Annotated in this window: 30 protein-coding genes and 2 tRNA genes; 17 read left to right on the forward strand and 15 right to left on the reverse strand. The window is 66.6% G+C overall.

The genetic code is table 11. From position 1 onward, the window contains the following. The 3 genes from VNN10_05060 to VNN10_05070 form a co-directional block, all read right to left on the reverse strand. A partial coding sequence (locus tag VNN10_05060; GenBank protein HXH21378.1) for a hypothetical protein occupies positions 1–287 on the reverse strand: 287 nt, incomplete at its 3' end. Positions 288–431: 144 nt separating this feature from the next. Continuing rightward, positions 432–1,454 carry an ABC transporter substrate-binding protein gene (locus VNN10_05065; GenBank protein HXH21379.1) on the reverse strand — a complete coding sequence of 341 codons (1,023 nt, stop codon included), beginning with the start codon at positions 1,452–1,454 and terminating at the stop codon, positions 432–434. 174 nt (positions 1,455–1,628) lie between these two features. Further along, the gene (locus VNN10_05070) at positions 1,629–2,558 is read right to left on the reverse strand and encodes a WD40 repeat domain-containing protein (protein ID HXH21380.1); all 930 of its coding nucleotides are present in this window, start codon (positions 2,556–2,558) and stop codon (positions 1,629–1,631) included. 246 nt (positions 2,559–2,804) lie between these two features. On the opposite strand from VNN10_05070, the gene mnmA reads away from it, so the two are divergent. From mnmA to VNN10_05085, 3 genes are read left to right on the forward strand one after another with little or no spacing between them, the layout of a single operon-like run. After that, positions 2,805–3,920 carry a tRNA 2-thiouridine(34) synthase MnmA gene (gene mnmA, locus VNN10_05075; GenBank protein HXH21381.1) on the forward strand — a complete coding sequence of 372 codons (1,116 nt, stop codon included), beginning with the start codon at positions 2,805–2,807 and terminating at the stop codon, positions 3,918–3,920. Between the two features lie 34 nt (positions 3,921–3,954). Further along, positions 3,955–4,287, forward strand: a complete 333-nt coding sequence (locus tag VNN10_05080; GenBank protein ID HXH21382.1) for a hypothetical protein — start codon at positions 3,955–3,957, stop codon at positions 4,285–4,287. Between the two features lie 3 nt (positions 4,288–4,290). Next, on the forward strand, positions 4,291–4,545 hold the full coding sequence (locus VNN10_05085; GenBank protein ID HXH21383.1) for a hypothetical protein: 255 nt from the start codon (positions 4,291–4,293) through the stop codon (positions 4,543–4,545). A gap of 170 nt (positions 4,546–4,715) precedes the next feature. Here VNN10_05085 and VNN10_05090 read toward each other — a convergent pair. Then, a tRNA-Ser gene (locus VNN10_05090) sits at positions 4,716–4,807 on the reverse strand. Between the two features lie 167 nt (positions 4,808–4,974). Here VNN10_05090 and VNN10_05095 point away from each other — a divergent pair. Next, on the forward strand, positions 4,975–5,268 hold the full coding sequence (locus tag VNN10_05095) for a hypothetical protein (GenBank protein ID HXH21384.1): 294 nt from the start codon (positions 4,975–4,977) through the stop codon (positions 5,266–5,268). Between the two features lie 123 nt (positions 5,269–5,391). Here the strand turns inward: VNN10_05095 and VNN10_05100 are convergent, their stop codons facing one another. The 8 genes from VNN10_05100 to VNN10_05135 all read right to left on the reverse strand — a co-directional run bounded on the left by VNN10_05100 (position 5,392) and on the right by VNN10_05135 (position 12,075). Further along, positions 5,392–5,649 (reverse strand): hypothetical protein, encoded by a 258-nt coding sequence (locus tag VNN10_05100; protein ID HXH21385.1) that lies wholly within the window; start codon positions 5,647–5,649, stop codon positions 5,392–5,394. A 52-nt stretch (positions 5,650–5,701) separates the two neighbouring features. Then, positions 5,702–5,793 (reverse strand) — tRNA-Ser (locus VNN10_05105). Between the two features lie 87 nt (positions 5,794–5,880). Then, the gene (locus VNN10_05110; protein ID HXH21386.1) at positions 5,881–6,555 is read right to left on the reverse strand and encodes a class F sortase; all 675 of its coding nucleotides are present in this window, start codon (positions 6,553–6,555) and stop codon (positions 5,881–5,883) included. A gap of 128 nt (positions 6,556–6,683) precedes the next feature. Beyond that, complete coding sequence (locus VNN10_05115) at positions 6,684–7,499, reverse strand: class F sortase (protein HXH21387.1); 816 nt, start codon at positions 7,497–7,499, stop codon at positions 6,684–6,686. A gap of 70 nt (positions 7,500–7,569) precedes the next feature. Beyond that, complete coding sequence (locus VNN10_05120; GenBank protein ID HXH21388.1) at positions 7,570–8,394, reverse strand: class F sortase; 825 nt, start codon at positions 8,392–8,394, stop codon at positions 7,570–7,572. Between the two features lie 55 nt (positions 8,395–8,449). After that, on the reverse strand, positions 8,450–9,178 hold the full coding sequence (locus VNN10_05125) for a class F sortase (GenBank protein ID HXH21389.1): 729 nt from the start codon (positions 9,176–9,178) through the stop codon (positions 8,450–8,452). 193 nt (positions 9,179–9,371) lie between these two features. Beyond that, positions 9,372–10,358, reverse strand: coding sequence for an Ig-like domain-containing protein (locus tag VNN10_05130; protein HXH21390.1), 987 nt, complete (start codon positions 10,356–10,358; stop codon positions 9,372–9,374). A 397-nt stretch (positions 10,359–10,755) separates the two neighbouring features. Beyond that, a complete protein-coding gene (locus VNN10_05135) occupies positions 10,756–12,075 on the reverse strand; it encodes a glutamine synthetase family protein (protein ID HXH21391.1) in 1,320 nt (439 codons plus the stop codon). Between the two features lie 187 nt (positions 12,076–12,262). Here VNN10_05135 and VNN10_05140 point away from each other — a divergent pair, with 187 nt between their 5' ends. The 8 genes from VNN10_05140 (at position 12,263) to VNN10_05175 (ending at position 18,570) form a co-directional block, all read left to right on the forward strand. Beyond that, positions 12,263–12,919, forward strand: coding sequence for a response regulator transcription factor (locus tag VNN10_05140; protein HXH21392.1), 657 nt, complete (start codon positions 12,263–12,265; stop codon positions 12,917–12,919). Between the two features lie 197 nt (positions 12,920–13,116). Continuing rightward, entirely contained in the window at positions 13,117–14,475 is a 1,359-nt protein-coding gene (locus tag VNN10_05145) for an ammonium transporter (protein HXH21393.1), read from the forward strand. Between the two features lie 32 nt (positions 14,476–14,507). After that, positions 14,508–14,849, forward strand: a complete 342-nt coding sequence (locus VNN10_05150) for a P-II family nitrogen regulator (GenBank protein ID HXH21394.1) — start codon at positions 14,508–14,510, stop codon at positions 14,847–14,849. Positions 14,850–15,005: 156 nt separating this feature from the next. Then, positions 15,006–16,421 carry a type I glutamate--ammonia ligase gene (gene glnA, locus VNN10_05155; GenBank protein HXH21395.1) on the forward strand — a complete coding sequence of 472 codons (1,416 nt, stop codon included), beginning with the start codon at positions 15,006–15,008 and terminating at the stop codon, positions 16,419–16,421. A 163-nt stretch (positions 16,422–16,584) separates the two neighbouring features. Next, complete coding sequence (locus tag VNN10_05160; GenBank protein HXH21396.1) at positions 16,585–16,902, forward strand: metalloregulator ArsR/SmtB family transcription factor; 318 nt, start codon at positions 16,585–16,587, stop codon at positions 16,900–16,902. Then, positions 16,892–17,365, forward strand: coding sequence for an SRPBCC domain-containing protein (locus VNN10_05165; protein ID HXH21397.1), 474 nt, complete (start codon positions 16,892–16,894; stop codon positions 17,363–17,365). Before VNN10_05160 ends, VNN10_05165 begins: the two co-directional genes overlap by 11 nt. A gap of 112 nt (positions 17,366–17,477) precedes the next feature. Then, on the forward strand, positions 17,478–17,825 hold the full coding sequence (locus VNN10_05170) for a VOC family protein (protein HXH21398.1): 348 nt from the start codon (positions 17,478–17,480) through the stop codon (positions 17,823–17,825). Positions 17,826–18,024: 199 nt separating this feature from the next. Then, positions 18,025–18,570, forward strand: coding sequence for a hypothetical protein (locus VNN10_05175; GenBank protein ID HXH21399.1), 546 nt, complete (start codon positions 18,025–18,027; stop codon positions 18,568–18,570). Between the two features lie 234 nt (positions 18,571–18,804). Here the strand turns inward: VNN10_05175 and VNN10_05180 are convergent, their stop codons facing one another. Together VNN10_05180 and VNN10_05185 are read right to left on the reverse strand one after the other, a co-directional pair. Beyond that, a complete protein-coding gene (locus VNN10_05180; protein ID HXH21400.1) occupies positions 18,805–18,978 on the reverse strand; it encodes a hypothetical protein in 174 nt (57 codons plus the stop codon). Between the two features lie 172 nt (positions 18,979–19,150). Further along, complete coding sequence (locus VNN10_05185; GenBank protein HXH21401.1) at positions 19,151–19,774, reverse strand: acetate uptake transporter; 624 nt, start codon at positions 19,772–19,774, stop codon at positions 19,151–19,153. Positions 19,775–20,230: 456 nt separating this feature from the next. Here VNN10_05185 and VNN10_05190 point away from each other — a divergent pair, with 456 nt between their 5' ends. Genes VNN10_05190 through VNN10_05200 form a run of 3 tightly spaced genes read left to right on the forward strand, consistent with a single transcriptional unit; the run spans position 20,231 to position 23,545 of the window. Then, positions 20,231–20,446, forward strand: a complete 216-nt coding sequence (locus VNN10_05190; GenBank protein HXH21402.1) for a hypothetical protein — start codon at positions 20,231–20,233, stop codon at positions 20,444–20,446. Positions 20,447–20,470: 24 nt separating this feature from the next. Then, the gene (clpB, locus tag VNN10_05195) at positions 20,471–23,056 is read left to right on the forward strand and encodes an ATP-dependent chaperone ClpB (GenBank protein ID HXH21403.1); all 2,586 of its coding nucleotides are present in this window, start codon (positions 20,471–20,473) and stop codon (positions 23,054–23,056) included. 36 nt (positions 23,057–23,092) lie between these two features. Next, complete coding sequence (locus VNN10_05200) at positions 23,093–23,545, forward strand: Hsp20/alpha crystallin family protein (protein HXH21404.1); 453 nt, start codon at positions 23,093–23,095, stop codon at positions 23,543–23,545. A gap of 62 nt (positions 23,546–23,607) precedes the next feature. Here VNN10_05200 and VNN10_05205 read toward each other — a convergent pair whose 3' ends face one another. Continuing rightward, the gene (locus VNN10_05205; protein HXH21405.1) at positions 23,608–23,730 is read right to left on the reverse strand and encodes a hypothetical protein; all 123 of its coding nucleotides are present in this window, start codon (positions 23,728–23,730) and stop codon (positions 23,608–23,610) included. Positions 23,731–23,831: 101 nt separating this feature from the next. On the opposite strand from VNN10_05205, the gene VNN10_05210 reads away from it, so the two are divergent. Both VNN10_05210 and VNN10_05215 read left to right on the forward strand, forming a co-directional pair. After that, positions 23,832–24,056, forward strand: a complete 225-nt coding sequence (locus VNN10_05210; GenBank protein ID HXH21406.1) for a CDGSH iron-sulfur domain-containing protein — start codon at positions 23,832–23,834, stop codon at positions 24,054–24,056. A gap of 71 nt (positions 24,057–24,127) precedes the next feature. Next, positions 24,128–24,598: an Hsp20/alpha crystallin family protein gene (locus tag VNN10_05215; protein HXH21407.1), complete on the forward strand. Its 471-nt coding sequence runs from the start codon at positions 24,128–24,130 to the stop codon at positions 24,596–24,598. The last annotated feature ends 33 nt before the right edge of the window (positions 24,599–24,631 follow it).

Raw genomic sequence — 24,631 nt, forward strand, 5'->3', positions numbered from 1 at the left:
TCGCCGCTGGGGATGTCTGCCCCGCCCCGGCCGCCATTCAGGATGCCGATTCCAGAGATACAGGCCTTTTCGTTCGCGGCGCCCACCGCACCACGGCCGGTCACCTCGTGGTGGGGGAACTTGTAGGCGTCCTTGGTCTCGGGCTTCCCCCGAGGGTCAACCCATGCGTAGAGGGCCCGCATCTTGGCCGGCGGCGCGTCGTTGGGCAGGTTAGCTTCCGTGCCGGGGCCGTCCCAGTCGCCATCGGACGTCCTGGTGTGGTGGACCCGGATCGCTCCACTCGCCATGTCGCACCTCCAGCCCTGATCCTGAGCCGCCAGTGCTCGCGGGAGACTAGGCTGACGCACGCATGACCTCTCGGTTTCGTGACAACTGGCCTCCCGATGATCGGCAAGCGGGCGGGCCGCCGGGGCGAGGCGCCGGGTGTTCGGCTAGCCTGGCCAGACCAGCCGGCCGTCTCTGTAGATAGCCCGCAGGAACTGGTCCGTGAAGACCTTGCTCACGTCCACCGCCTTCTCGATGCCCCTGTGTTCGAGCAAGATGTCATGCGCGCGCTGCCACTGTTCTCGCGTCTGCCAGCCGATGCCATTGCGCGCCGTAAGGTCGTTCTTCGCCCGCGAGAGCTCCGTCTCGAGCATGAACTTCTGGTGGGCGCGGTCCTCCTGCGGCGCGTACCTCATGACGATGTCGATCGCCTCGTCGCGGTTACGGTCGGCGTAGGCGATGCCGTAGAGGGCGGCGCGCAGGAAGCGAAGGAGCCGGTCGGGGTCCTTCGAGACCTGCTCGGCGCTCGAGGCGTAGGTGAGGCCCAGAGACTCGATGCCGTAGTCGTTGGGGTCGAAAAGGCGCGTGCGCACGCCCTGAGCGGCGAGCACGCCCGGCTCGTTCGAGAAGAACACGGGCAGGATGTCCACGCGCCCCTCGGACAGAATGCGCGGATCGAAGCCAACGCTCACCTGGTTGATCCGCGCGGGGTCGACGCCGTTGGCGCGCGTGATCGCCGGGAACTCGGCCGGGACCGACCCCTTGTAGCCGAAGGTCTTGCCCTCCCAGTCTTTCACGCTGCGGATGGGGGAGCTTTCCAGCACGGCGAAGGCGAGCTCGCTGCGCTGGCCGATGAGCGCGAGAGACACGAGGTTCAAGTCCTGGGCGTTGCGCTTCAGGACGGAGGCGCCGTTGGCGGTCGTGACGTTGACCTCGCCGGCCAGGGTGAGCTGCAGGTGCTCGCCCGACTGCGCGTGTCTGATATCGACTTCCAGGCGCTGCTCGGCGAAGAAGCCCTTCTCCTTGGCCACGTAGGCGCCAACGAAGGGCAGGTTGGCCTGCGCCTTGAAGCCGGCCATGAAGGTGGCCTTCTTGATCTCGGGCAGGCCCGTGGCGGCCGCCGCCGGCTCCTCGCTGCTGTCTCCGCAGGCGGCCAGCGCGAACGCCAGCCCCGGCATTGCTGCCAGCAAGCGGCGGCGAGATATGGCCCGGCCGACGGGATTGCGGTTCCCCCTCCTCCTGCCGGGGGAGGGGGCAAAGAGGTGTGGTGTCCGGGAAATACCGGCCCCGGTTAGACGCATGTGACCTCTCCTTTCGAGGCTGCGGGTCTAGCCGGACCGGCGATGCTCTAGCTCTGTTGACCGCTAGACGGTGTAGACTCTCTCGCCTGGTCCCTTAAGGACGATTGCCTGGGTCCCGTCTGGCTTCCAGAAGGGCCCGATGAGGTTGTCGTTCGTGCCGCTATCTAGCTCTTCGATTCCTCCTTCCCGGTCCATGAGCGCCAGCAGTCCGGCCTCGCCGGCCAGCAGCGCCCGCTCCTGCCCCGGCCACCAGGCGGCGCCAAGGACCGCGCCCCTCCCCTGCCATTCGCGACCACGCCACAGGGCGCCGTCATAGAAGAGGAGCTTGTTTGCGCCAGTCCCGTCCTGGCCGAACGCCCGATAGCCCGCTACCAGCGCCACCGAGTCCTGGCGCCAGTCGACGGCCAGGAAGTCGTCCTCATCGTCGCTGGCCAGGAGCGCCTGAAGATAGCGCCCGTCGCAGCGGTAGAGGGCGTGGGGACGCGGGTAGCCGGCCCAGCGGCTGGCATAGGCCCCGACGAGCGCGTAGGCCCCGTCCGGCCGGAAGGCTATCGCCCGCAAAGTATGCGCGCGGTCGCCCGGGACCGGGACGAGGTCACCGGAGGAGGCATCATACCGGAGCACCGTGCCAGCATTGCCCACGATCAGGGCAAAACTGCCGTCCGGATGCCAGGCGACGCGCCTCAGGTTCTCGCTCGTCGGCGCCGCCAGCTCTTCGAAGCGCTCCCCTTGCGTCCGCAATACGCTGCCCCGGTTCCCGACCAGCAGGGCCATCTTGCCGTCTGGTGACCAGGCAGCGCCGCGCAGGTTCTGCCTGGTGCCGGTCTCGAGGGAGTGGAGGCGGGAGCCGTCGAAGAGCAGGGCCGAGCCGCCGTTGGCGACGAGTATAGCGGAGCTTCCGTCCGGCCGCCACGCGACCCAGCGTGGCGTCCGGCGCGGCTGCCAGGGCAGCGGCTCCAGGGCGTGGCCGTCGAAGACGTAGGCGACCGTCATGCAGGGATTCTAACCCGGGGCCAGTGAACCATCGAACCTCGTGCTCGGAGAGCACGCTAAGGCCGCCGAGGGCCGTGGGGTTATTTCGATAGTGCAGTCCACTTCCGTGGCTCAGTCTGGGACGACGCTGAGGCAGCACCGTCGTCGCGAATGCCGCAGTCTCGACGGCTCAGCGTTGGGAACGGAGCCGCGCCATCAACTGACGGCGACAGGCGGGACGCCGAAACCCGTTACACTGAAGGGGATATGGCTGCGAAGAAGCGCGTGATCGTCGCGATGAGCGGAGGCGTTGATTCGGCCGTGGCGGCGGGGCTGCTCGTCCGCGACGGCTACGAGGTCGTCGGCATCACCATGCGGCTGTGGACGAACGAGGACCCGGAGGCCAGGCGCAACCAGAAGTCGTGCTGCGGCGTCGAGGACGTCGATGACGCGCGCGCCGCAGCGGACGTGCTCGGCATCCCTCACTATGTCATGAACCTGGAGCAGGAGTTCGGCAGAAAGGTCGTCGACTACTTCGTCGCCGAGTACCGGCGTGGGAGGACCCCGAACCCCTGCCTGGCCTGCAACGAGCACGTGAAGTTCCGGGCGCTGCTGGACCGCGCCCTGGCCATGGACGCCGACTACCTGGCGACCGGCCACTATGCCCGCATCCGCCGCGAGCGCGACATCGTAAGCCTCTTGCGGGCCATCGACGACTGCAAAGACCAGTCCTACGTGCTCTACACGCTCCGTCAGCCAGAGCTTAGGCGGCTCCTTTTCCCCGTCGGGGAGTTTCCGAAGTCGGAGACGCGGCGCCTGGCGGCGGAGTGGGGGCTGCCCGTGGCCGACAAGCCCGACAGCGCCGAGATCTGCTTCGTGCCCGGAGGCGACTACCGCGCCTTCCTTGCGGAACGGCTACCACAGGCCGCCGGCGCGATTGTCGACAGCGTCGGCGAGGTCGTGGGCCAGCACCAGGGCATCGCCGGGTTCACGGTCGGACAGCGGAAGGGCCTTGGCGCCTTCGGCACGCCCCGGTACGTGACCAACATCGACCCCGAGCGAAACCTGATCACCATCGGTGACGAGGACGACCTCTTCTGCCGTTACCTTATCGCCGAGGACATCAGCTGGGTCGAGGGCGGGCCGCCGGCGGATGAGTTCGCCGCCTCCGTAAAGGTCCGCTACAAGTCGCCGGCCGCGCCGGCGGTCGTGCGCCTCCGGGCAGGGGAAGTTGAGGTCGAGTTCGAGCGCGGCGTACGGGCGATAACGCCTGGCCAGGCCGCGGTGTTCTACGAGGGCGACAGGGTTATTGGCGGCGGCGTTATCAGCCGAGCATTCAATAGAGAACCAGTCGCGAGATCGGCCACTGCTATACTGCGCTAAAGTCAACCGCCTATTTCAGCGACCGGAGTCCTGAATGACAGTCCTGGGAATCCTCGCGGACATCCGCGATGTCGTGATCATCGTCTACGGCGCGCTCGGCATCGTGCTCGTTTCCCTGCTCAGTGTCCTGATCTTTGCCGTGTACCGCGCCTTCCGCGGCCTGCAGAACACTATCAACGAGCTCATAGACGACTCGGTGAAGCCCACTCTTACCTCGATCAGGGAGACTGCTGAGACCGTCAAGGGCACGACGGAGTTCGTTGGCCAGACGGCCGTCTCGCCGATTATCCGCACCTACGGCATGGTGGCCGGCGTGCGACGCGGCCTTGGCGTGCTCGCCGGCCTGAACCGCCGCAAGGAGGGCTAGGACATGGGGCTCCTGCGACTCCTCATCCTGGCTGGTGCCGCCGTGTCAGCTGCGGCCTTCGCGCTCCGCAAGGCCGGCCGCGCGCAGGCCCCGAGTGAGGGCGGGGCGCCGGAGTCCGAGAGCGCGCCCTCGGACCCACTCGACGCCGTCAAGCGGCGCGCCGAAGAGGCGCTGGCGGCCGCCCGCGAGGCAAAGGCCGAGAAGGAAGCAGAACTGCAGCGCCAGTTCGAAGAGGCGAAGCGCGGCGCCAGGAGATGACCGCCGGCCGGCCCCCCGCTTGGCGGCTGGGAAGCACGGGGCAAACTGCTACCGAGACGACTCGTATGGCCTACGGTGTGTGCGGCCGGCCGCAACTGACCGAGGGCCTTCAGGAGCACCGGACCCTAAGCGCTGAACACCTGACCGCTGACAGGCTGAAGAGCTGGAACTGGCGGAGAGGGTGGGATTCGAACCCACGAACCCCCTTTCGGAGGTTACGCGATTTCCAGTCGCGCCTGTTCGGCCACTCCAGCACCTCTCCGCAGACCAGTCTACCAGACCCCCGCCGGCCGATCAGGGCCCTGCAAAGTTGGCGTTAACTGACGCTATTTGACCGCGGGTTATTGACAGCATGTTTCATCGCTAATAGAGTCTCCTAGTATGACAAGTCAGATTCCGGAATGAGACGAGGTTAGTAGGAGAGGTTGGATGCCAAAGCTTCATATCAGAAAACCAGGCGAGGTTCCTCCACCTTCCAGGGCTTCGCGCGCCGTCCGTGAACAGCAGCAGAAGTTCGATGAGTTTGTCCGCGGAATAGATATGTCAGACGTCGGCGACCTGGAGCTCGAACCGGGCGAGAACCTGCGCAGCGTGAAAGTGCGTCTACGCCGCGCTTCCTCGAGGCTCGGAGTTGACCTCGATATCTGGGATGCCAACGGCCACGTCTATTTCAAGCGCGTAACTCGTCGCGGAAGACCCCGCCGGAGCAGGGCCGAGGGCTAGCGCCGGGCCTCTCCGCGCCTACTTGGCGGCCCGGCGAGGGCCGCCCCATGCGCGCGGCCGCGTCCGGCCGCATAGGCGCTTGCGTCCTTCGCAGCACCCTGGCGTCGGAAGGTCAGTCGGGGCTCAAACGCGGCCGTCGCGGCGCCAGCGCTCGCGTTCGATCGCTTCCAGGCGTTCGGAGTCAGGCAGGTCGGAGTCCGGCAGCTCTTCGTCCGGTTCCGGGATCTCCGTCCCGGACATCTCAGGCAGGATGACGCCGCGGCCCATCCCGGTGAGCGAGCCGATGCCGAATGGGCTACGGACCCTGAAGGACAGGAGCCGGATACGGAAGGAGAGCGGGTCCTGGGGCGCGTGCCGCCGGGGTGGACGCCGCCGCCTCACGATGCGTCAGCCGGGCAGCCGAATTGGAGGTCAGGCATCGGGCCTCTGGGGATGGCGGAGAGGGTGGGATTCGAACCCACGGTACGGGAGAACCCGTACAACGGTTTTCGAGACCGCCGCATTCAACCGCTCTGCCACCTCTCCGGAGGGATTATAGCAGCGGGGATCGGCCGAGGCCCGGCCGCTGGACCGGGTGGCGGCTGCCAGGACCGGTCTCTGAGCCGAGGCCGGCTACTGTGTCCGGACGGATGACTCGAGCACGCGCTCGGCCCGCACGACCAAGCGCTGGTCGTATTCGCGCGTGCGGGTGTTGAAGGTCCCTCCGCAGGTTATGAGCGTCACGCTCTGACGCTCCGTGGGCCCGACGATTTCCTGCACCGGAGCCTGGTCCGCGACGTACTGGGTGCTGCTCACGACCCGGTAGCTGTAAGTGGTCCCATCGGCGAGCACGACCTTGATCTCATCGCCGAGGTTGAGTTGGCGCAGCTTCCAAAAGACCGCGGGGCCGTAATTCCGGTAGTCGACGTGTCCGGCAAAGACCGCATTCCCTTCCCAGCCGGGGTGGGCCGAGAAGTCGTACCAGGCCACCTCCTCCGGCCCTTTGGGGTCCTGCATGACGCCCTGGGCGTCGACGCCGAGGACGACGATCGGGGCATCGACGCCGATGCGTGGGATCTGGAGGCGGACGATAGGCGCCCGGCTCGGCTCCGGGGTCGGCTGAGGCGCCGGCGTGGGCGGCAGCGGAGTGGGCTCGAGGACAGCGAAGTCCCCCTGGGCATCCGGGCCGGGGATCGTGCGCGCCTTGTCGCGGGCGCCGACACCCGCGAGCGCCGCGACAATGATCGCGATGCCGCCCACGAGCATGAGGGCGGAGAGTGCAACGGTTACCGTTCGCCGGCGGAGCATCGCTGTCTCACTGAGGTGGCCTGCTTAGTTCTCGGCATGAATCGGCCGGCACATAGCGTCCTCTCTATCTTACGCCGAACCGCCCGCGTCCATGCTCACAACCTGGAACACGAGACGGACAACGGACGTTACCCGCCATCGGAGCTCGCGACCAGGACCGCGCGCACCACGCGGCGATGGCTGTACTCGCGGGCGCGCGGGTCGAACGTGCCGTTGCAGGTGATCAGAGTCATGATGTTTGGGCCGCCGCTGAGGAGGCTCGCCCAGTTCGTGTCCGGGGGGTAGTCGCCGTACCACTGCACCACGTACTGATAGTGGCCGCCATCGCCGGTGTAGTAGTCGATCACGTCGCCTTCCACGACGTTGCGGAGTTGGGCGAACACCGCCGGACAGCAGATGTAGTCGACGTGGCCCGCTATGACGGTGTTGCCGCCGGCGGGGGGATAGCCCCCGAGTCCGGGCAGCGCGCTGAAGTCATAGAGGACTACGTCACTGCCCCCGAGCGGGTTGCCCATGGTGCCGTCAGGACCGACCACGCTGACATTTACCGGCGCGTTGATGCCCAGCCGCCTCATGACGAAGCGGTCCGCCGTGCCGTAGATGTTCGCGGAGGGACTGGATGGGGCGGTCACCACCTGCCGGGGGGAGGGCGTTGGGTCGGGGCAATTCTGGCGGTACCAGACGCGCTCGGCCTCCGACTGGTACTCCGTGCCCCTGATCGCCGCGCAGTCCGCCCGCACGACCGGTGTCGCCGATGGCGCCGGCGTGGCGGTCGGCGCTGGCGCCGTGGTCGGTGTCGCCTGCGAATCGAGGTGCACTGCCACGGACGAGGGCGACGCTGCCACGGTACGCCCATCCTTTTCGTCCAGCGCGAGCACGCCCCCGAGCACGCCGAGAAAGACGGCGAGCGGGGCGCCCAGTAGGAGGACAAGCCGGAGCCTCAAGACTCCTCGCCTCGCGGTGATCTCAGCGCGCCGCCGCTGCAGGCCATCGGTCTAGCGCAGACGGCAGCAATCAGGCTTTCCTCGCCTGGACTACGCGGCGGAGACTGTACTCGCCGCCGGAGAAGGTGCCCGTGCAGGTGATGATGGTGATGTCCGCCGCCGAGGACGCCACGATCGAGCCCCAGTCGGCGCTCGGGGAGTAGTCTCCCGCAAAGGTGACGACGTAGCGGTATACCTGGCCGGCCTGGGTGTAATACTCGATGGTGTCGCCGGGCACAAGATTGCGCATGTAGTAGAGGACGGCAATGCTCGGCGTGCCACCGGGCCCGCAGCGGCCGCAATCGACATGGCCAGCCAGCACGGCGTTTCCGGAGGCAGGCGTGCCGCCCAGGCCGGGAAGGGCGGAGAAATCGTACAGTACGACGTTGAAGTAGCCCGTAGGGTCGGGCATTACGCCGCTACTGGGAACAGCCATGCGAGAGACGGGCGCGTTGACCCCGATCTTGGGGATCACCAGCCTGTCGCCCAGGGCCACCTCAGCGGCCGTCGGCCTGCTGGCCGCGGGGGCGCCCGTACCACCGCCGCCGCTGGCTGCCGTCGTGGCGCCGCCACCGCTGCAGTTGCGGATGTACCATTCGCGCTCAGCGTCGGAGCGGTACGCGGTCCCCTGTATCTCGCTGCAGTTCGTCCTGTGCGGGACCGCTGTCGGCGCAGTAGTTGCCACAGCGGTCGGAGTCGTCTGATTCTGCTGCACGACCACCTGGACGGTGGGCGTCGCCGCGTTCTTTTCGTCGCCGCCGCCTGTTGCCAGACTGAACCCTATGGTCAGGGCGAACGCAAAGGCCGGTATGCCCACGATGAAACCCGCGCGCGGGAGCCGGAGCAGTTGGCTCAATCTATCAGAGCTGAATCGACCGCCGTTCAAGTCCGACCCCCTTTTATCGCGCAGCCTAGATGCGCACGCCGGTGACGACCTGCCGGTGAGAGTACTCGCGCGTGACCGGATTGAAGTCGCCGCCGCAGGTTATGAGAGTGATGGTCTCTTGCGCCGTAGAGGACACGATGCGCGTCCAGTCCCCGGAGGCAGCGTGGACCGACTCATTCGAGGTGACGCGGTACTTGTAGCTCCGGCCGGCTACGACCAACTCGATTTCGTCGCCGACTCGGAACTTGCCGATGTCCCAGAACACGGCCTGGCAGGGCGGCGGCACCGTGCCGTTCTTGCAGGCCACCCGTCCTGAATCGACGTGACCGGCCAAGACGACGTTGCCGAAACCCGGCACGCCGCCCAGGCCCTCGTGGTTCTTGAAGTCGTAGAAGGCCACATCGTCCGGGCCATTCGGGTTCGGCATGACCCCGTCCGGGCCGACCACCTTGTAAGTCAGCGGCGCATTGACGCCGAACTTGGCGATGATGAGCCGGTCGCCGCTGCTGGCGCCGGGCATCGGGGCGTTCGGGTCGCGGGTTGCGACCGGTGTGGGCTTGTTCAGGTCGATGGTCGCTTCAGGTGTGGCAAGCGGCGTGCTCGCCGCGAGGCCGCCACTCGCGCCGTCATCCGGGTGGTCCGGGCCCGTAACGCCAGAGCCGTTCCCCCCGGATGCCAGGGACACGAACAGCACGCCGATGGCCGCTATGACGGCGAAGCCGCCGGCGATGGGCAACGCGCCCTTGCGCCGCATGAGTTCCGAAATCCGCGCTCCTATGCCACCACTTCCTTCGGTTCCCCTCATCCCTGCAACAAACCCCTGGGTATTCTAGATGGCCCTGTTACGGGCTCCCTCCAGCATACGAACCGCCTCCTGAGCGGGCAACCTGGAGATATGTGAAGAGAGCGGCCCCGAAGGGCCGCCCTCCAGAAACCGTATGCGAAGCCTAGGCGCGGGCGCGCCGCCAGCCGAGGGCAGCAGCGCCGGCCAGGGCCATGCCGAGGAGCGTGAAGCCGGCCAGGCGCTGCCAGCCGCTCCCGGCCTCGAGGCCGCCATCACCAGTGGCCGGCGGCGTAATCCCCGTGGGCGGGACCGCCGTTGGCGGGATCGCGGTGTTAGTGGCCGTCGCCTGGGCGCAGTTGATCGTCGCGGTAGCCGAGCCCGTCACGCCGCCGGCAGAGGCCGTAATCGTGGCCGTACCGCCCTGCGTGCCCGGAGCTGTCAGCACCGCGAGCACGCCGGCGCCCTGGTCGATCGCGCTGGTCGGCGAGATCGTCCCAAGGGTCGTGGAGAGCGTTACGGTCCCGGCGGCGACCACCTGGCCGGCTGCGTTGCGCGCCACGACCGTCACGAAGGCGGAGCCGTTGCAGCTCAGCGTCGAGGGAGCAATGGAGACGGTCAGGGTGGAGACGGTCACTGTGCCGGTAGCCGTGGGCGTCGCCGTAGCAGGCGTGCCGGTGACGGTAGGCGTGGAAGTGGGCGTGCCTACGGTCACGAAGGTGTAGAGGCAGTGGACGTGTTCGTCGTCGCGGATGTTTACCTGGACGTCGCCGTCACTCCCATCCGGATCGATTATTATCGACTGATTACCCGCGGTGTCGCCATCGTCGGTAATCGTGCAGGCAATATCGCCGCTAATCGAGTACCCCGCAACGGGAACCCAGTCGATCTCGACATTGCTGTCGTCTCCGCAGTTCAAGACTCCAGATTCTTCGTCTCCCAGGTCGGCGAGGGAGCCGGTACATGCCGTGCCGGAGACCGTGTTTACCGTGAAGTCAAAGTCTCCCGAGGGAGTCTCCACTTCGATGGTGAGCTGCTCGTCGTGATCGGCGAGGGCTACCTTCACACCTGTTGGCCCGGGAACCGAGAGCGCGAGCAGCGCCCCTAATGTCGCGACGAACGCGAGGCCAAACGCTTTCCAAGATCTGAGCATACTTCTGCACCTCCGCAGGGTGTTATGGTGACCGCTGGGCGGTCTGGAGCGCCTGGGAAGCACGCCGGGCACGGATCAGCCACTTCCGTTCCCCCGGACGAGCCCGCCACTCCTCCCCGTTTGGCGCAGCCTTATCGTTGACCCCGTACTTACGAGGCCGGCCGAGCGGTCCCCGCGCGGCCAGAGGGCAGTATAGCATCACCATCCGTGTATTTCGCTACCCCCCGAGCACAAGTAGAGACCGTTGATATGAGAGCGAGCAGAAGGAGGATGCGGGGCGGGCCAGTCGCGACCAAGAATCCGCTCGAGATCGACGGCATGCTGGCAGCCGCATCTCGGGACCTCGAGGAGGCCTGGCGGCACCGCCCGCGACCCCCGTCTTCGCGCTTCCCGCTTCCTACAGGATGGGCAGGTAGCGCTTGAGCTCGAAGTCGGTGATGTGCGAGCGGTAGGCCTCCCACTCGATCCGCTTGCTCTTCAGGAGGCTCTCGAAGACATGGTCGCCTAGGCAGGTGCGCAGCAGCTCCGAGCGCTCCGCCTCCAGCAGCGCCTCGTAGAGGCTGCCCGGCATCGTGGACGCCTCCTCGTAGGCCTCCGGGGCCGTCGCCGGGTCCCGCGCCGGTGGCAGGGGGTACTCGCGCTCGATGCCCTCCAGGCCCGCCGCCAGCAGCGCCGCGAACGCTAGGTAGGGATTGCAGGCGGCGTCCGGCGCCCGGTACTCGATGCGGGCGGCGATCTCGCGGCCCGGGCGGTACTCCGGCACGCGCAGGAGGTCGCCGCTGCTGCGGCGCGCCCATGTCAACCGCACCGGCGCCTCGAACCCGGGTACCAGGCGCTTGTACGAGTTCACCCACTGGTTAGTGACCAGCGCGATCTCGCGCGCGTGGCGCAGGAGCCCGGCGATGAAGCCGCGGGCTACGGCCGAGAGATGTATGGGGTCCTGGGCGTCGAAGAAGGCGTTGCGTTCGCCGCGGAAGAGCGAGAGGTGGGTGTGCATGCCAGACCCGTTCTGGTCGCTGAGGGGCTTGGGCATGAAGGTCGCGTACACGCCGGCGGCCATCGCGACTTCCTTGACGACGAGGCGGCAGGTCATCGTACTGTCCGCCATCGTGAGGGCATCCGTGTAGCGGAGGTCGACCTCGTGCTGGGAGGGGGCGACCTCATGGTGACTGGACTCCACGCCGATGCCCATCTCTTCCAGCGTGAGCACGGTCTCGCGCCGCAGGTCACTGCCGGCGTCCAGGGGCGTTAGGTCGAAGTAGCCGCCGTGGTCGAGTAGCTCGGTGCCGGAGGCGTCCTTGAAGTAGAAGAACTCGATCTCGGGGCCGACGTAGAAGGTGAAGCCCAGGGCCGCCGCCCGGGCCAGGTTCCGCTTCAGCACCTGGCGAGGGTCACCTTCGAAGGGCGTCCCGTCTGGCAGGTGGATATCGCAGAACATGCGGGCGACCCGCCGCTCCCGCGGGCGCCAGGGCAGCACCTGGAACGTGCTGGGGTCCGGGATCGCCGTCATGTCGGTCTCGCCGGTGCGGGCGAAGCCCTCGATGGCGCCGCCGTCGAAGCCGACGCCCTCTTCGAGCGCCTCCTCGAGCTCCTCGAAGGTGATCGCGAAGCTCTTCAGCGACCCGAGGATGTCCGTGAACCACAGGCGGATGAACTTGACGTCCTGCTGGCGGCACTGCTGGAGGACGTACTCGTTGGCTGGTTGGCTTGTTGGCATTTGGAAGGCCGGCCAGAAAGCGAGCTAAGGGGTCGTGGCGACTTATCCATGATAACGGCGGCCGGCGGCCAGCAAAGCAGAGCAGGTTAAGTTTTGGTTACTTTGGCCCGCCGGCCTGCGATCGGCCGCTTGCGCTCAGGTCCTGGCCGCTGCCTCGGCGCGTTCGCGAGACATATACTGGCCCCAAATGGCACGCGTCCTCCTCGCCTACCACTCTGAAGGCAGCGCGTTTCTCGAGCGCGACCTGGGCGCTGCCGGCTTCGAGGTGGTTGCCCGGCGCATGGTCGATGCGGACGTCCTGGCCGAGGAGCACGGCGCCGACGTCATCGTCATTGAGTCGCCGGTGCGGATGGACGACCTGCGGCGGCTCGTGGAGAACCCGGCCCGCGGGCCTAAAACGCCCCTCGTCGTCCTGCTCCGGCCGGACCAGCTCGGCGGCCTCGAGCCGACCCTGCCGATCGACGACTTCGTGCTCATCCCCGTGGCCGCGGAGGAGCTGGTCCTCAGGCTGCGACGCTTGATCTGGCGCAAGACCGGGCTGGATGAAGCCTCCGTCGTCCGCTACGGGGAACTGGTGATGGACCTGGCGAACTACAAGGTCTACGTCGGGGACACACCCGTGAGCCTGACCTACAAGGAGTTCGAGTTGCTGCGGTTCCTGATGGTCAACCGCGGCAAGGTCTTCACGCGTGAGGCGCTGCTCAACCGCGTGTGGGGCTACGAGTATTACGGCGGCGCCCGCACGGTCGACGTCCACATCCGCCGCCTCCGCAGCAAGATAGAGTCCGGCTCGACCGTTTACATCGAGACCGTCCGCAACGTGGGCTACCGCTTCCCGGCGTAGTCGGCGGCGCTCAGGGCGGACGCCGGCCGCGGCGAGTCCGGAAATCGGCGTCAGGAGCCGTCCTGGCATCGTTCGCTCGTTAACCGAGGCGTAACCCCAACGAAACATCGCCGTAACAAGGCGGGCCTACGCTCCCTGCGTTGGGTCGGAGTCCTTCTGTGCCCGGAAGGACCAGTAACTATTGGAGGGGAGAAGGCATGGAGATTAGCTCAGGCGACACCGCATGGGTCCTGGTCTCATCGGCGCTGGTGATGCTGATGACGCCGGGACTGGCGCTGTTTTACGGGGGCCTCACTCGCAGCAAGAACGTGCTCGCCACGATCATGCAGAGCTTCATCATGCTCGGCCTGATCACGGTCGAGTTCGTGCTGATCGGTTACAGCCTGGCCTTCGGGCCAGACCACTGGGGGCTCATCGGCGACTTCTCGTGGTTCGGCCTCAAGGACGTTTCCATGAGCGAGCCGGGGCCGTACGCGCCGACAATCCCGCACCAGACCTACATGATCTTCCAGCTTATGTTCGCGGTGATTACCCCGGCGCTGATCACGGGCGCATTCGCCGAACGGGCGAAGTTCAGCACCTTCCTCGTGTTCATGCTCGCCTGGGCGATCCTCGTCTACAACCCGGTGGCGCACTGGGTCTGGGGACAGGGCGGCTGGCTCGGCGGCATCCCGGACCAGGACGGGCAGACAGGGTTGGGCGCGCTCGACTTCGCGGGCGGCACCGTCGTGCACATCAACGCCGGTATCGCCGCGCTGGTGGCGGCCTGGCTATACGGGAAGCGCCACGGCTTCGGCCGCGAGCCGATGGAACCGCACGACGTCACGATGGTCGTGGTGGGCGCCGCGCTCCTGTGGTTCGGCTGGTTCGGCTTCAACGCCGGCAGCGCCGTCGCGGCGAGCGCCCTGGCCTCCAACGCCTTCGTCGTCACTCACGTCGCGACCGCGACGGCGGCGCTGACCTGGATGGCGTTGAGCTGGCTCGTCTCCGGCAAGCCGAGCGTCGTCGGCGCCGCGTCCGGCGCCGTCGCCGGCCTGGTCGCCATCACCCCCGCCTCGGGCTCCGTCACGCCGATGGCGGCGCTCGCTATCGGCGCCGGCGCCGGCAGCCTCTGTTACCTGGCGGTGCGTATCCGCGCCAGGGTCGGCCTGGACGACTCGCTGGACGTCGTCGGCGTGCACGGCGTCGGCGGCACCTGGGGCGCCCTGGCCACCGGCCTCTTTGCCGTCGCCTCGGTGACGGGCGCTGCGGAGGGTCTGTTCTCCGGCGACAGCGAGCAGTTCGGCAAGCAGCTCATCGCCGTCGTCGCGACCATGGCTTACTCCGCTATCGTTACCTTCATCATCCTCAAGGTCCTGGATGCCGTGATGGGTCTGCGGGTGAGCGAAGAAGAAGAGATCATGGGGCTGGACGTCAGTCTGCACGGCGAGCGCGGTTACATCCTCGATGGCGGCCCGGGTTACTCCGGCATCCCGATCGTCGTCGCAAACGGCGGCCCCTCCTCGAGTTCGCCGCCCCAGCCCTCGCGGCCGGCAACCAGCGAGGCCACGAGCTAGGCTAGCGGCGCAGGACTGAAGGAGAGCCAGCGATGAACAAGGTGGAAGCCATAGTCAGGCCGGAGCGCCTGGAAGCCGTCAAGGACGCTCTCGCGGGCGCCGGGTTCGTGGGGCTGAACATAGTGAACGTCACCGGGCGCGGCACGCAAAAAGGCATCGTGCACGCCGGCCGCGGCGGCGAAGAGTATCGCGTCGACATGCTGCCGAAGAGCAAGATCGAGCTCGTGGTGCGCGACAGCGACACGGAAAAGGTCGTCGACATCATCTGCAAGGCGGCCAGGACCGGCTCCATCGGCGACGGCAAGATCTTCATCATCCCCGTCGCGGACGCGATCCGCGTCCGGACGGGCGAAAGGGGCGACGCCGCGCTGTAGCCGCTGACGTGCCGGATCTGCACGAAATCGGCCCCAAAGTCGCGACTTTGGGGCCGATTTTTGTCATTTTGGCCCAAATTCCTGCCATTTTCGCCGCCCAGGAAACAAGACCGTAACACGGCGGCCCTAAGCTTCATCTACCAAGGAGGAGAAACAATGCCAACACCGGAAAACGTCGCCAGGCTCATCCAAGAGAACAACATCCAGGTAATCGACCTCAAGTTCAACGACCTGCCGGGTATCTGGCAGCACTTTTCCGTGCCGGTCGCCGAACTCGAGCACGGGATCTGGGAAGACGGCGTCGGCTTCGACGGCTCCAGCATCCGCGGCTTCCAGAAGATCCAGGAATCGGACATGAACCTGTTCCTGGACGCATCGACCGCGGTTGTCGACCCCGCTTGCGAGGTGCCTACCCTCTCGATAATTTGCGACATCTTCGACCCGCTGACGAAGAAGGAGTACACCCGCGACCCGCGCTACATCGCGAAGAAGGCTGAGGCCTATCTGAAGTCGACGGGCATCGCCGACGTTAGCTACTGGGGCCCCGAGCTCGAGTTCTTCATCTTCGACGACATCCGCTTCGACTCGACCGAGAACGCGAGCTACTACTACGTCGACTCCATCGAGGGCGAGTGGAACACGGGGCGCGACGAGAAGCCAAACCTCGGTTACAAGCCTCGCTACAAGGAAGGCTACTTCCCCGTCCCGCCGCACGACTCCTACCAGGACCTGCGCAGCCAGATGATCATCGAGATGGCCAAGGTGGGCATCCCCGTCGAGAAGCAGCACCACGAGGTTGCCACCGCCGGCCAGGGTGAGATCGACTTCCGTTACGGGACCCTGGTCCAGACCGCGGACCGGGTGATGATGTACAAGTACATCGTCAAGAACGTGGCCCGGAAGGCGGGCAAGGTCGCCACGTTCATGCCCAAGCCGCTCTTCGGCGACAACGGCTCCGGCATGCACACGCACCAGAGCATCTTCAAGGACGGCCGGAACCTGATGTCCGACCCCAAGGGCTACGCGGGCATTTCCGACATCTGCAAGTGGTACATCGGCGGGCTGCTGAAGCACGCCGCGGCCATCCTGGCCTTCGCTGCCCCCACCACCAACAGCTACAAGCGCCTGGTGCCCGGCTACGAGGCGCCTGTGAACCTCGTCTACTCCGCCCGCAACCGCTCGGCCGTGTGCCGCATCCCGATGTACACGGACCACCCTAACGCCAAGCGGATCGAGTTCCGCGCCCCGGACCCGAGCTGCAACCCCTACCTCGCTTTCGCGGCTTGCCTCATGGCCGGCCTGGACGGGATCGAGAACAAGATCGACCCCGGCCCGCCGCTGGACAAGAACACTTACGAGCTCTCGGAGCGAGAGCAGCGCCGCATCCGCACCGTGCCGGGCTCGCTGAACGAGGCGCTCGACGCCCTCGAGCGCGACCACGCCTTCCTGCTCAAGGGCGGGGTGTTCACTCAGGACGTAATCGACACGTGGCTGGAGTACAAGCGCCTGGAGATCCCGAAGGTGTCCATGCGCCCCCACCCGTACGAGTTCCACCTCTACTTCGACGCCTGACGGCTTCACGCTTCGGCGTGCACCGCTTCGGGGAGACGCTCATGGGGCCGGGCGCAGTGCCCGGCCCCTTTACGTCGCCCGCCACGAAGGCGTCGTTACCGGAGTGCTCTCAAGAAGACAAAGTTGACATCTGCGTAAGTCATGGCTTACAGTGGCCTCCGGCATGGAGGACGCCCTGCGAGCCATCGCCGAGCCACGGCGGCTCGAGATCCTGCGCCTCATCGCGACGCGGGAGATGCCTTCAGGCGAGATCGCCTCGCACTTCACCGTATCGCGGCCCGCGATCTCGCAGCACCTGCAGGTCCTGAAAGCCGCCGGCCTCGTGTCGGAGCGCCGGCAGGGCACGCGGCGCCTCTACCGGGCGCGGCCAGAGGCGCTGGCGGAGCTGCGGGCCTTTCTCGACAAGTTCTGGGAGTCGAGCCTCGATCGGCTGAAACAGGCCGCGGAGGCCCAGGAGAGGAGGGCCAGCCGTGGCGGGTGAGCGGCCACAGGACGCCGTCGTCAAGGAGGTGCGGATCAGGGCTTCGCCGGAAACGGTGTTCGCCTTCTTCACCGACCCGGCGAAGATGGTCCTCTGGAAGGGTGTCGACGCGATGCTGGACCCGCGGCCCGGCGGCGCTTACAGGGTGAACGTCACGGGCCGCGATGTCGTCCTGGGCGAGTATCTGGAGGTCGTCCCATACAGCCGCGTCGTTTTCACCTGGGGCTGGGAGAACGAGACCATCCCGCTGCCGCCGGGATCCAGCACGGTTGAGGTCACGCTGACCCCGGACGGGCCCTACACGATCGTGCGGCTGCGCCATTCAGGACTCTCGCCCGAGATGGCGGAGGAACATGCGCGCGGCTGGGACCACTACCTCGCGCGGCTGCTCGAGGCCGCCGAAGGCCGCGACGCGGGGCCGGACCCTAATGTGATGGGGCAGCGTCCCGGACGCAGCGGCTGAGCCGCAAACCGCATGGCAAAGGAGGTGCCGGGCTACCAGGCAGGGATCGTATTCAGAAGGGAACTCCGCCAGCCAAGCCGCGCGCCCACCGCGCGCCGAAAGGGATGGAATGATGCCGAACCCTGTCGTGCACTTCGAGATCGTGGGGAAGGACGGGAAGAAACTGCAGGACTTCTATAGCCGCGTCTTCGACTGGCAGATCAACGCCAACAACCCCATGCAGTACGGCATCGTGGACAACGGCGGCCAGGGCATCAACGGCGGCATCGCCGCCACCGACCAGCCGAACGGCCACGCGACCTTCTACATCGAGGTCAGCGACACGGACCAGTACCTGCGCAAGATCGAGAGCCTGGGCGGCAAGACGGTGGTGCCGACAACGGTGATCCCGGACATGGTGACCTTCGCGATGTTCACGGACCCGGAGGGCAACCTGGTCGGCCTCGTGAAGGCGGAGTGATGCTATAACCGGCCGGCGAGTGGCGCCCACGGTGCTGAGGAAGCTCGCGTACCTTCGCCGGCAGGAGCGGGGAGCGCTCCTCGGGTCACCCCATCGTCCACCACTCGGACATCCTGCCTAAACGGCAGGCCGGTTGGCTTTTGCCGCTGGCGCGGGCAGCGGGCTATGATCGCGCGGGCGGGGAGATCGAGGTGTACCCTTGGCGCGCATCTCCGCCCTTGCCGCTGCCCTTCTGCTTGCCGCCCTCCTCGGCACCGCCTGCGGGCCGGCCGACAGGCTCCCGGACCCGACCCCCGCCGAGGCCCCGACGCCCACGGACGCCGGCGCCATACGCCAGCTCGACCTCCTGAAGTCTCCGCCCGTCCAGGCCCTGATCCGCCAGGTCGGCGGCGGCGACGTTGACCCGCGCGAGATCATCTATGCGGACCTCACGCAGGACGGCCGCGAGGAAGCCATAGTGCCAGTCTCGTCCGGTGGGACTCTCGGCAATCTCGGCTACGTCGTGCTCGCCCTGCGCTCGGGATCGCCGGTGGCCATCCTCACCGTGCTCCGCGACCGCAACACTGTCGGCGCGGTCTCCCTCAGGGTCGAAGACGGTCAGCTCGTCAAGACCATCGGCAAGTACGCGCCGGAAGACCCCTTCTGCTGCCCTTCCACCCTGATCCGTACCGTCTACTACTGGGACGGGTCGAACCTGCAGGTCCAGCGCGAAGAGGAGGTCAAGGTCGTTTCCACCAAGCAGTAGGGGCTCATCGTCAGGGCCCGCCCCGCGGGATCCGGGCGCCATGCTCGACCCCGGCCGTCGCGGGCAAGGCGTTGCACCGAGCCGGGCCTCGGTGGCCGGCTCGACATCGGGAGGCGCTAACCCTTGCCGGCGTCCGCCGCCGCGGCACGGGCTCAGTGTCAGCCGGGCTGCGACATCGCGACCGACGACACCCGCTAGGGACTGCTTGCTCCCCGCGGCGCGCCAGCCGCGCCGTCAGGCCGTCCAGATGGCTACGAGGCCGCCGTAGAAGTCGCGGCCACGGAAACGCAGCCGGCCATCTGGTCCGTAGATCAGGAGGTCCGCGCGGGCGCCCGGAAAGTCGCTTGGATGGGCCTCGTAGGTATAGGTGGCGACCTCCGCTTCATCGAGGCCCGCAATGTGGGCCATCAACTGCCGCCGGAGGTGGGGCGAAAGGGGTGCGCGGCCGCCGGTCTCGAGCCGCGCATCGGAAAGAGATGAAGGTCTCGTTCGCAGTCCCCGCAGCATTGCAAGACTCCCTCATCGAACGGCGCACCCGGGCGGGAGGCAGAGGCGCCTGCCGCCCGGGCGCGGTAGGAAGCTAGCGGCCACGCAGGCGCAGGCCGCGGAACCAGCCGACGTCGGTCGGCAGCACGGGGCGCTCGAACTCCATGTTGAGCATGTCCGCCAAGGCGGAGTACCAGGCCAACACGGCCGTGACGAAACCGACCCAGCCGCCGGCTTCGATGAACCCGCCGTCACCGGCGAAGTGGCCGATCGCCAGCACGACGAACATCACCGCCGCGCCGAGCGTCACCAGCATGTAGGTCCAGTGCTCGCGGATCGAAGCCAGCCACAGGATGGCCATGCTTACTGCCCAGGCAGAGAACAGCAGGCCGCGCAGGTCGCCCGTCACGGCGTCTTCATCGATGACGCCGTTCTGCATGAGCCAGAGCATGGCGCCGTACGTAAGCCAGAAGGCGCCGAAGATAGCCGCCATCGTGGCCAGGTACGTCTGGTGCCGCTGGTAGGCCCACATGGCGCCGCCGAAGCCAATCGCGCCACCAAGGAGGATGGCCAGCGGGATGATGAAGGCCTCAGCGTCCAGGTCAAAGTAGCCCGCGTTGAAAGCGCTCCAGACGAACAGGGGCAGCGCGAAGGCAGCCATGATCATCGGCCCAACCTCGGCCGTAGCGGAGCGCCGGCCCTCGATTTCCTGTGTCATCTGAGACACCTCCTTTTGAAGTCGAAAGGTAACGAAAAGGAATGCAGGAGGCCGTCTGACCTCCTGCATTCTGCCCTCGAAAATCCTTTTGACTGTCAGGGCCAGACGGCGACCACGCCGCCCGGCCGTCACATCAACTCAACCCCTGCAGAAATGCAGTGGTCTACGGTCTGCCTCGTTGCCCTGTCGTCGCCGACAGGGCCTTATCTGTCCACCTGCCATAGACACAAGCGAACGCGCTCAGCCACTGGACACCTCCGGGTGGAGGTACTCTAGGACAAATATAGAACAGCCGTTTCCGCTGTCAAGACCATAGGCACAGCGAATCCTGCCATGCCTCCAACCTATCCTGCGCCCGCGTGCGCACAGCAGTTGATAGAATACTTATCAATCTTGTTGACAGGAATGAGGGAGTTCTGTTAAAAAGCTTCTAGAAAGACCTGAGAGGTGGCGGTCATGTACGAGTACGGTTACCTGGCCGCTCCGCTCGCTTTCATTCCCTGCAAGCGGTGCGGCCGCACCAGTTTCTATGACAGGGTTGCCGATGCCTTCGTCTGCATCGGCTGCGGCAACCGCGAGGAAATTGTAGCCCGCCGGCCGGTCGAGTTTTGGCGCAAGTCCGAACGCATGCGCCGCGCCGAGCCAGTCGCGGCAGGCAACGGCACCCGCTAATAGAACTTCTCACAAGGGGGACAGGTGGCGTCTCTAAGGTTCACCGAACGCTCGCAGGAAGCACTGATCGAGGCCCAGCGCCTGGCCGAGGAGGCGCACCACTCCTCCGTCGAGGGCTTGCATCTCCTCCGTGCTCTCCTCGAGCAGGACGGCGGGATTGTGCCGTCTACTCTCCATTCCGCCGGCGTGGACCTGGCCGCCCTCCGCAGCCGCCTGGCTTCCGAGCTGGGCCGCCTGACCAGGGCCTATGGCCCAACCCAGCTCGCGATGAGCGACGAGTTGAGGCGGGCGCTGCGCCACGCCGAGGAGGAGGCCTCCCGACTGAAGGACGAGTACATCAGCACCGAGCACCTCCTGCTTGGACTCAGCGCTGCCGGCGGTCAGACCGCCTCCCTGCTCGCCGCCTTCGGCCTTAACCGCGATAGCATCCTCGCCGCCCTGGCCCGCATCCGCGGCAACCAGCGCGTCACCGATGAGAACCCGGAGGCAAAGTTCGACGCCCTGTCCAAGTACGGCCGAGACCTCACCGACCTTGCCCGCAAGGGCAAGCTCGACCCCGTCATCGGCCGCGACGAGGAGATAAGGCGCGTCATCCAGGTCCTCTCCCGGCGCACCAAGAACAACCCCGTGCTCATCGGCGAACCGGGCGTCGGCAAGACGGCGATCGTCGAGGGCATCGCCCAGCGCATCGTCCGCGGAGACGTACCGGAGGGGCTGAAGAACAAGCGCGTTTGGGCTATGGACCTCGGGTCGATGGTCGCCGGCTCGAAGTACAGGGGCGAGTTCGAGGAGCGGTTGAAGGCTGTCCTCAAGGAGATCCAGGAGGCGGAGGGCAACATCATCCTCTTCATCGACGAACTGCACACGGTCGTTGGCGCCGGCGCGGCCGAGGGCGCGATGGACGCCTCCAACATGCTCAAGCCCATGCTCGCCCGCGGCGAACTGCACTGCATCGGCGCCACCACCCTGGACGAGTACCGCAAGTACATCGAGAAAGACCCGGCCCTGGAACGGCGTTTCCAGCCCGTGCTGGTGGAGCCGCCGAGCGTCGAGGACACCATCAGTATCCTCCGCGGCCTCAAGGAGCGTTACGAAGTACACCACGGCGTGCGCATCAAGGACTCCGCCCTCGTCGCCGCCGCCGTGCTCTCCGACCGCTACATCGCCGACCGCTTCCTTCCCGACAAGGCCATCGACCTCATCGACGAAGCGGCGAGCCGCCTGCGCATGGAGATCGACAGCCTGCCCGTCGAGCTGGACGAGGTCGAGCGCCGCATCCTCCAGCTCGAAGTGGAGCGCGAAGCGCTTCGGAAGGAGACCGACGCTCCCTCACGCGAGCGCCTGGCCGCGCTGGAGCGCGAACTGGATGACCTCAAGGAGCAGCGCGCGGCCCTGCGCGCCGAGTGGGAGAGCGAGAAGCGCCAGATCGAACGCATCCGAGCCCTCAAGGAGCAGGCCGAGCGCGTGCGCCTGGAGATCGAAGCCGCGGAGCGCAGGGGCGACTTCGAAAGGGCCGCGCAGCTCAAGTATGGGGAGCTGCCAGCGCTCGAAAAGGAGCTCGCTCAGGAGGAGGCGCCTTCCAGCGGCCGCAGGCTCGTCAAGGAAGAGGTGGACGAGGAGGACGTCGCCGAAGTGACCTCCCGCTGGACGGGCATCCCGGTGTCACGCCTTCTCGAAGGCGAGGTCGAGAAGCTGATACACATGGAGGAACGCCTGCACGAACGGGTCGTCGGCCAGGACCAAGCCGTAGAGGCCGTCTCGAACGCGATCCGCCGCGCTCGCGCCGGCATCCAGGACCCGAACCGCCCTCTCGGCAGCTTCCTCTTCCTCGGCCCGACCGGCGTCGGCAAGACCGAGCTCGCTCGCGCCCTGGCCGAGTTCCTCTTCGATGACGAGCAGGCCCTGGTGCGCCTGGACATGAGCGAGTACATGGAGAAGCACACGGTCTCCCGCCTCATCGGCGCGCCGCCCGGCTATGTCGGCTACGACGAGGGTGGCCAGCTCACCGAGGCCGTCAGGCGCCGGCCCTACTCAGTGGTCCTCCTGGACGAAATTGAGAAGGCCCACCCGGATGTCTTCAACGTCTTGCTCCAGATCCTGGACGATGGCCGCCTGACCGACGGTCATGGCCGCACCGTGGACTTCAAGAACACCGTCGTGATCATGACCAGCAACCTGGGCAGCGCCTTCCTGGTGGACACGGAGGAGCCGGCCAAGGGCCGCGCGATGGTGATGGAGTTGCTCCGGCAGACCTTCCGGCCCGAGTTCCTGAACCGTATCGACGAGATCATCATCTTCGACCCGCTCGACCGCGCGAGCCTGGAGCGCATCGTCGATATCCAGGTGCGCCAGCTTTCGCAGCGGCTGAGCCAGCGCAACATCGGCATAGAGCTCTCGCCTGCCGCCCGCGCGCTCTTGATCCAGGAGGGCTACGACCCCCACTACGGCGCCCGGCCACTGAAGCGGGTCATCCAGAAGCGGCTGCTGGACCCGATTGCCCTGAAACTGCTGCAAGGCGAGTTCCGCGAAGGCGACATTATCCGCGTCGACGCCGACGCCGAGGGCTTCATGTTTACCCGGGTGCTAAAGGGTGAGCCCGTCCCGGCCTAGGAGTCTGCCACTGAAATTCGTGAAGGAGGTGTCGATATGACTTCTCTGGTTCCCTACCGCTCGCCGCTCGCCGTCGACCGCCTGGTCGAAGACCTGTTCTCCTTCCCATGGTCACTCCCCAGGCCAGCCGGTTTTCCGGTCGACGCCTGGGTCGAGGACGGCGTCTTCGTCGTCCAGGCCGCCGCTCCCGGCATCGATCCCGATGAGTTCAAGGTCGCCGTGAAGGAGGGCGTCCTCGAAATCCGGGCGGAAAGAAAGCGCGACCAGGAGTACACTCGTGGCCGCTCTCACATCAGGGAGATTGGTTATGGCCTTCTGGCAAGCACATTGCGGCTGCCATTCGCGGTCGACGCCGGCAAGGCCAACGCGGAATACAAGGATGGACTGCTCACTGTCCGTCTCCCCATGGCGGAGGCAATGAAGCCGAAAACCATCAAGGTACGCGACCACAAGGGCCTGCCGCTCGTCGGCAAACTGCTCGGGCGCTGACGCGGGCCGGACCGATCAAGAACCGCCGCCTGGGTTGGGCGGCGGTTCTTGTTCCTCTGGCCTCAAGCCGCAAGCAGGGCAATCACGAGGATGCTTCCGGCCATGAGCGCGAGCGCCAGGGTTGCCAGCAGCGGCTCCAGGTTCATCGTTCCCCTCCTGCAAGACCGTCGACTCTTTCTTATCACTTGACAATGAGTCTAGCAACTCTCTTGACAGGCTCTCAGCAGCATGCTATTTAGTGCTTCTGGACGAACCTCCAGACTCAGCGAGGAAGGGGGTGGTATCCATGGCCGAAGCTACCATCACTGTGACGGCGGCGGGGCCATATCTGGTGCGGGGAGACGTCGCCATCATCGATTCGAAGGGCAATCGGTTCGCTCACAAGGGGGACGTGGTTGCCCTTTGTCGCTGTGGCGGCTCGGCCCGCAAGCCGTTCTGCGACGGCACTCACGCCCGCATTGGCTTCTCCGACCAGGCCTCCGCCGCAGCGGCCGCCGCAATTTCCCACTGAGACAGGCGCGCCGGCCGGGCGCAGCGCCTGCCTGATCCCAGACAAGACCAAACAGGAAAGGAGGCTTCAAGATGAGCAACCTGATCCAGTTGGAACCGTTCGCTGACCTCCGCGCGACGATGGACCGGCTTTTCGAGGAGGGTTTCTCGCGGCCTTGGCGCCTCCTCTTCGCGGCCGAGGAGCAGACGGCCTTCCCGGTCCGGATGTGGGAGACCGACGAGGCAGTTGAGATTGAGGCTGCCCTGCCCGGCATCGATCCCAACGCTGTGGACATTTCCGTCGCCGGCAATGTCCTGACCATCAAGGCCGAGCACCCGGCGCCCCAGGACGAGGCGCAGCGTACCTACTACCGCCGCGAGATCGCCTACGGCCCCTGCATGCGCTCGTTCAGCCTCCCCGCGGAGGTGGACGCCGACAAGGCCCAGGCGACCTATGAGTACGGCATCCTGCACGTGACCCTGCCCAAGGCGGAGTGGGTGCGGCCGAAGCGGATCAAGGTCATCGCTGGCCCGCAGAAAGAGCCTGTCGCCGCTCTCGCCTGACGCACACTCAGCCCGGCCGGCGCCTAGAGGCCT

It is taken from the genome of Dehalococcoidia bacterium (assembly GCA_035574915.1).
Lineage (GTDB): Bacteria > Chloroflexota > Dehalococcoidia > DSTF01 > WHTK01 > DATLYJ01.

Coding starts and splice junctions, on each gene's coding strand:
- VNN10_05200 (HXH21404.1), top strand. CDS start 23,093: ATGACTTCTCTGGTTCCCTACCGCTCGCCGCTCGCCGTCGACCGCCTG.
- VNN10_05215 (HXH21407.1), top strand. CDS start 24,128: ATGAGCAACCTGATCCAGTTGGAACCGTTCGCTGACCTCCGCGCGACG.
- VNN10_05190 (HXH21402.1), top strand. CDS start 20,231: ATGTACGAGTACGGTTACCTGGCCGCTCCGCTCGCTTTCATTCCCTGC.
- VNN10_05085 (HXH21383.1), top strand. CDS start 4,291: ATGGGGCTCCTGCGACTCCTCATCCTGGCTGGTGCCGCCGTGTCAGCT.
- VNN10_05150 (HXH21394.1), top strand. CDS start 14,508: ATGAACAAGGTGGAAGCCATAGTCAGGCCGGAGCGCCTGGAAGCCGTC.
- VNN10_05140 (HXH21392.1), top strand. CDS start 12,263: ATGGCACGCGTCCTCCTCGCCTACCACTCTGAAGGCAGCGCGTTTCTC.
- VNN10_05180 (HXH21400.1), bottom strand. CDS start 18,978: ATGGCCCACATTGCGGGCCTCGATGAAGCGGAGGTCGCCACCTATACC.
- VNN10_05125 (HXH21389.1), bottom strand. CDS start 9,178: ATGCGGCGCAAGGGCGCGTTGCCCATCGCCGGCGGCTTCGCCGTCATA.
- VNN10_05110 (HXH21386.1), bottom strand. CDS start 6,555: ATGCTCCGCCGGCGAACGGTAACCGTTGCACTCTCCGCCCTCATGCTC.
- VNN10_05170 (HXH21398.1), top strand. CDS start 17,478: ATGCCGAACCCTGTCGTGCACTTCGAGATCGTGGGGAAGGACGGGAAG.
- VNN10_05145 (HXH21393.1), top strand. CDS start 13,117: ATGGAGATTAGCTCAGGCGACACCGCATGGGTCCTGGTCTCATCGGCG.
- VNN10_05160 (HXH21396.1), top strand. CDS start 16,585: ATGGAGGACGCCCTGCGAGCCATCGCCGAGCCACGGCGGCTCGAGATC.
- glnA (HXH21395.1), top strand. CDS start 15,006: ATGCCAACACCGGAAAACGTCGCCAGGCTCATCCAAGAGAACAACATC.
- VNN10_05080 (HXH21382.1), top strand. CDS start 3,955: ATGACAGTCCTGGGAATCCTCGCGGACATCCGCGATGTCGTGATCATC.
- mnmA (HXH21381.1), top strand. CDS start 2,805: ATGGCTGCGAAGAAGCGCGTGATCGTCGCGATGAGCGGAGGCGTTGAT.
- VNN10_05095 (HXH21384.1), top strand. CDS start 4,975: ATGCCAAAGCTTCATATCAGAAAACCAGGCGAGGTTCCTCCACCTTCC.
- VNN10_05185 (HXH21401.1), bottom strand. CDS start 19,774: ATGACACAGGAAATCGAGGGCCGGCGCTCCGCTACGGCCGAGGTTGGG.
- VNN10_05070 (HXH21380.1), bottom strand. CDS start 2,558: ATGACGGTCGCCTACGTCTTCGACGGCCACGCCCTGGAGCCGCTGCCC.
- VNN10_05210 (HXH21406.1), top strand. CDS start 23,832: ATGGCCGAAGCTACCATCACTGTGACGGCGGCGGGGCCATATCTGGTG.
- VNN10_05135 (HXH21391.1), bottom strand. CDS start 12,075: ATGCCAACAAGCCAACCAGCCAACGAGTACGTCCTCCAGCAGTGCCGC.
- VNN10_05130 (HXH21390.1), bottom strand. CDS start 10,358: ATGCTCAGATCTTGGAAAGCGTTTGGCCTCGCGTTCGTCGCGACATTA.